This window comes from uncultured Negativibacillus sp., from assembly GCF_944388365.1.
In the GTDB taxonomy this organism is placed as follows: domain Bacteria; phylum Bacillota; class Clostridia; order Oscillospirales; family Ruminococcaceae; genus Negativibacillus.
This window is the reverse complement of record NZ_CALXIN010000134.1, coordinates 1-4,320: the sequence shown is the minus strand read 5'-3', so window position 1 is coordinate 4,320 and position 4,320 is coordinate 1. Positions and strand designations below refer to the sequence as shown.

The window sequence follows — 4,320 nt, the reverse complement described above, 5'->3', positions numbered from 1 at the left end:
CAAGGCTGATGCGCTGATCTTTGTCGGAGCGTGCGGCATCGCGGTGCGCGCCATCGCTCCTTTTGTCAGGGACAAGTTTGCCGATCCCGCGGTGCTGGTCATCGACGAGAAAGGAAAGTTTTGCATCTCGCTGCTCTCCGGCCATGTCGGCGGAGCCAATGCGCTGTGCAGCCGGTGTGCAGCTTACCTTGACAGCACGCCGGTCATCACCACCGCCACCGACCTCAACGGGAAGTTTGCGGTGGATGTCTTTGCCCGTCAAAACGACCTGTACCTGACCGACCGCAGGCTTGCCAAGGAGATTTCGGCGGCGGTGCTTGCGGGCAAACCGATTGGATTTACTGGCGAACTGCCGGTGGAAGGAAAGCTCCCGCCCGAGCTTTGCAACAGCAGCGACTGCGAATTTGCCATTTCGGTGGGCTTTCATCGTCCCGAGAGCGATCACACGCTCTGGCTTGTGCCGCGCACGCTGGTGCTGGGCATCGGCTGCCGCAAAAATACCGCCGAGGAATCCATCGAAGCCTTTGCCCTCGATGAGCTTTCAAAGCTCGGACTGCCGGTGCAGGCGGTGAACACCGTGGCATCCATCGACCTCAAGGCCCAGGAGCAAGGACTGCTGCAATTTTGCAAAAAGTACGGGTTTGCTTTTCGCACCTATTCTGCCGCCGAGCTGATGCAGGCGCAGGGAACCTTTGCGCCGTCCGACTTTGTGCGCGGTATTACCGGCGTGGACAATGTCTGTCAGCGCAGCGCCGTCTATGACGTGCAGACCCATTATGAAGAACATCATCTGCTGCTGGAAAAACAGAAGGGAAGTGGCGTCACGCTCTCGCTTGCTGCGGGCGTGCGGTCCATCCGTTTTCCGGCGATATAATATAGGAAGAAACCACCATAAAAAATACAGGGAGGAAGGATGTCATGAAGCTGTATGTTGTAGGAATCGGCCCGGGAGAGCTTGACCAGATCACACCGGCGGCGATGGCAGCAATGGAAGAAAGCGACGTGATCGCAGGATATACCGTTTACATTGATCTTGTGCGGGAGCGCCTTGCAGGGAAAACCTTTTTGACCACCCCGATGAAGCAGGAGGTCGATCGCTGCCGCATGGCGATCGAAGAAGCGGTAAAGGGAAAGACCGTGTCGATGATTTGCAGCGGCGATGCCGGTGTCTACGGCATGGCAGGGCTGATCTATGAACTCAGCCAGCAGTATCCGCCCATCGAGATCACCGTCATCCCTGGCATCACCGCCGCAATGAGCGGAGCTGCCGTTTTGGGTGCGCCGCTCATCCACGATTTTGCGGTCATCAGCTTAAGCGACCTGCTCACACCACTCGATAAAATCATGAACCGTGTGTCGCTGGCGGCACAGGGCGATTTTGTGCTGTGCTTCTATAATCCGGCCAGCAAAAAGCGCGCCGACTATCTCCAGCGCGCCTGCGAGCTGATTTTGCAGCATCGCAGTCCAGATACTCCTTGCGGCTGGGTGCGCAACATCGGCCGTGAAGGTCAGGAGGCAAAGACCATGACGCTGGCAGAACTCTGCCACGAGCAGGTGGACATGTTCACCACCGTTTTTGTCGGCAACTCCCAGACTAAGCTGATCGACGGCAAGCTGGTCACTCCGCGAGGCTATAAAAATGTATAAGGTGCTGCTGTTTGCCGGCACCACCGAGGGCAGAGAGCTGTGCAGCTATCTTGCCGGATGCGGCGTACAGGTCGTCGCCTGCGTCGCCACCGAGTACGGTCAGACGCTCATCGACGAGCAGCCTTTGGTGCAGGTCCATGCCGGACGGCTGGACGAGGAGCAGATGGAAGCGCTGATGCGGCAGGACTTTTCGATGGTGATCGACGCGACCCACCCTTATGCCGAGGTGGTGAGCCAAAACATTCTCTCGGCTGCCCAAAACTGTGATCTGCCCTGCTACCGCTGTCTGCGCCAGCAGAGCAGTTTGGAAATGGACGCACCCAATCTTTTGTGGGCGCAGGACACCGCGCAGGCAGTTTCGATGCTGGGCAGCATTGAGGGCAACATCCTGCTGACCACCGGCAGCAAGGAGCTTGCTGCCTATACCGCCGTTCCAGGTTTTGCCGAGCGGGTCTATCCGCGGGTGCTGCCGCTTGCCTCGGTGGTAGAAAGCTGTCTAAAGCTAGGTGTGCCTGCGGCGCACCTGATTGCGATGCAGGGACCGTTTTCCACCGAACTTAATCTGGCGATGATCCGCCAATGGAACATCCGGTGTCTGGTCACCAAGGAGTCGGGCCGCGTCGGAGGCTTTGACGAGAAGGCGCAGGCTGCCCGACAGGCGGGCATTCCGCTGCTGATCATCGGGCGGCCGCAGGAGCAGAATGCCATGCACTTTTCACCCGAACAGCTCAGGGAGGAGCTGCACAAACGCTTTGGCATCGCGCCGAAAAAGCAGGCGGCTCCGTATTTTCCGATGTTTGTTTCCCTTGCAGGTAAACGAGTGCAAGTCATCGGCGCGGGCGTCATTGCTGCGCGCAGAATCGCCACTCTCTCCCGCTTTGGATGTATCATCGAGGTGATCGCTCCACAACTTCACGAGCGTTGCCAGGAGCTGTATGCGCAGGGCGTCTTTATCTGGCACAAGCGACCCTATCAAAAGGGCGACTGTACCGCCGACCTCTGCCTTGCTGCAACCAATGACCCTGCGGTCAATGCTGCGGTGACTGCCGAGTGCCGTCAGAAGGGAATTTTGGTTAACCGCTGCGACTGCCGCGAGGACTGTGACTTTTACTTTCCGGCGGTCGTCGAGCATGACGGAGTCATCATCGGACTGGGATCGGACGGAAGCGACCATAAAAAGGTAAAAACCGTGGCGTCACAGCTCAGAAAAAGTCTGTGTACGCCGGAAAAATAGAATCAACGAGAATCAGAAGGAAGAAGGAAAGACACGATGCCGAAAAAGACGATTCGGGTCGGCAGCAGAGAAAGCGTGCTGGCGGTGGAGCAGACCAGGCTGGTGATGGACACCATCCAGAAAGCCCATCCCGAAATCACACTGGAACTGGTGACGATGAAAACGACGGGGGATAAAATCCTCGACAAGACTTTGGATAAAATCGGCGGCAAGGGACTGTTTGTCAAAGAGTTGGACAAGGCGTTGATGGACGGCAGAATCGACATTTCGGTACACAGCCTGAAGGATATGCCGATGGAAACACCCGACGAACTGCCGATTCTGGCCTATTCCAAGCGCGGCAATCCGTTTGACTGTCTGGTGCTGCCAAAGGGCGTGGACCAGTGGGACAAAACCCAGCCGGCAGGCTGTTCCGGTCACCGCCGTCGGGTGCAGCTGCAAAAGCTGATGGGAGCGGATATTCCCATCAAGCCCATCCGCGGCAACATCCACACCCGTTTAAACAAGCTGGACAACGGGGAATACGGCGCGCTGATTCTGGCGTGCTCAGGACTGGAGAGGGTTTCGCTGTCCGACCGCATCCACCACATCTTTACGCTGGAGGAGATGATTCCTTCGGCAGGTCAGGGCATCCTTGCAGTACAGGGACGCGCCGGTGAGGACATTTCCTGGCTGACCGGCGTGGATGACCCGATCTCCCGCATCCAGGCGCAATGCGAGCGCGCCTTTGTGCGCACGTTGGACGGCGGCTGCTCCTCGCCGATTGCTGCCTATGCACAGGTGCATGGACAGGAGGTGCTGCTGACCGGACTGTACTGTCCCGAAAGTGAGGATGTCTGTGTGATCGACCGCATGGTTGGCACCGTTGACCGCGCAAGCCAGCTGGGAGAATCGCTGGCAGTCGAACTCAAGAGCCGCTTTTTGTGCGGCGCCGTCTGTGAGAATGGGGGAGAGTAGGATGCAGAAAACAGGAAAGGTCTGGCTGGTGGGGGCAGGTCCCTCCGATGCCGGACTGCTTACTTTAAAAGGAAAACAGATGATCGAACAGGCGGACGTCGTCGTTTATGACGCGCTGGTGTCGGCGTCGATTCTGTCGATGATTCCATCGACGGCGCGCGCCATCTGTGTGGGCAAGCGCGCGGGCAACCATCCGGTTCCACAGCCGCAGATCAACCAGATTCTGCTGGAGGAGGCATTGGCAGGCAACCGTGTGGTCCGCTTAAAAGGCGGCGATCCGTTTTTGTTTGGACGCGGCGGTGAGGAGCTCGAACTGCTTATCCAAAACGATGTCCCCTTTGAGGTGGTGCCAGGCGTGACCTCCGCCATCGCCGTACCGGCGTACAACGGAATTCCGGTCACTCATCGCGACTACTGCTCGTCGGTTCATATCATCACGGCGCACAGCAAAAAAGGCGGCGAACTGAAAATCGACTTTGATG

Annotated in this window: 5 protein-coding genes; all 5 read left to right on the top strand. The window is 57.8% G+C overall.

What is annotated here, in order from left to right; genetic code table 11:
* A partial coding sequence (locus tag Q0L39_RS11005) for a cobalamin biosynthesis protein (RefSeq protein WP_296629168.1) occupies nt 1-874 on the top strand: 874 nt, incomplete at its 5' end.
* A 44-nt stretch (nt 875-918) separates the two neighbouring features.
* Nucleotides 919-1,647, top strand: coding sequence for a precorrin-3B C(17)-methyltransferase (gene cobJ, locus Q0L39_RS11000; protein WP_296629166.1), 729 nt, complete (start codon nt 919-921; stop codon nt 1,645-1,647).
* Nucleotides 1,640-2,881: a precorrin-6A reductase gene (gene cobK / locus Q0L39_RS10995; protein ID WP_296629164.1), complete on the top strand. Its 1,242-nt coding sequence runs from the start codon at nt 1,640-1,642 to the stop codon at nt 2,879-2,881. The genes cobJ and cobK overlap by 8 nt, the downstream gene beginning before the upstream one ends.
* A 36-nt stretch (nt 2,882-2,917) precedes the next feature.
* The gene (gene hemC, locus Q0L39_RS10990; protein ID WP_296629162.1) at nt 2,918-3,838 is read left to right on the top strand and encodes a hydroxymethylbilane synthase; all 921 of its coding nucleotides are present in this window, start codon (nt 2,918-2,920) and stop codon (nt 3,836-3,838) included.
* Nucleotide 3,839: 1 nt separating this feature from the next.
* Nucleotides 3,840-4,320, top strand: a 481-nt coding sequence (cobA, locus tag Q0L39_RS10985; RefSeq protein ID WP_296629161.1) for a uroporphyrinogen-III C-methyltransferase, incomplete at its 3' end; no start/stop codon positions are given.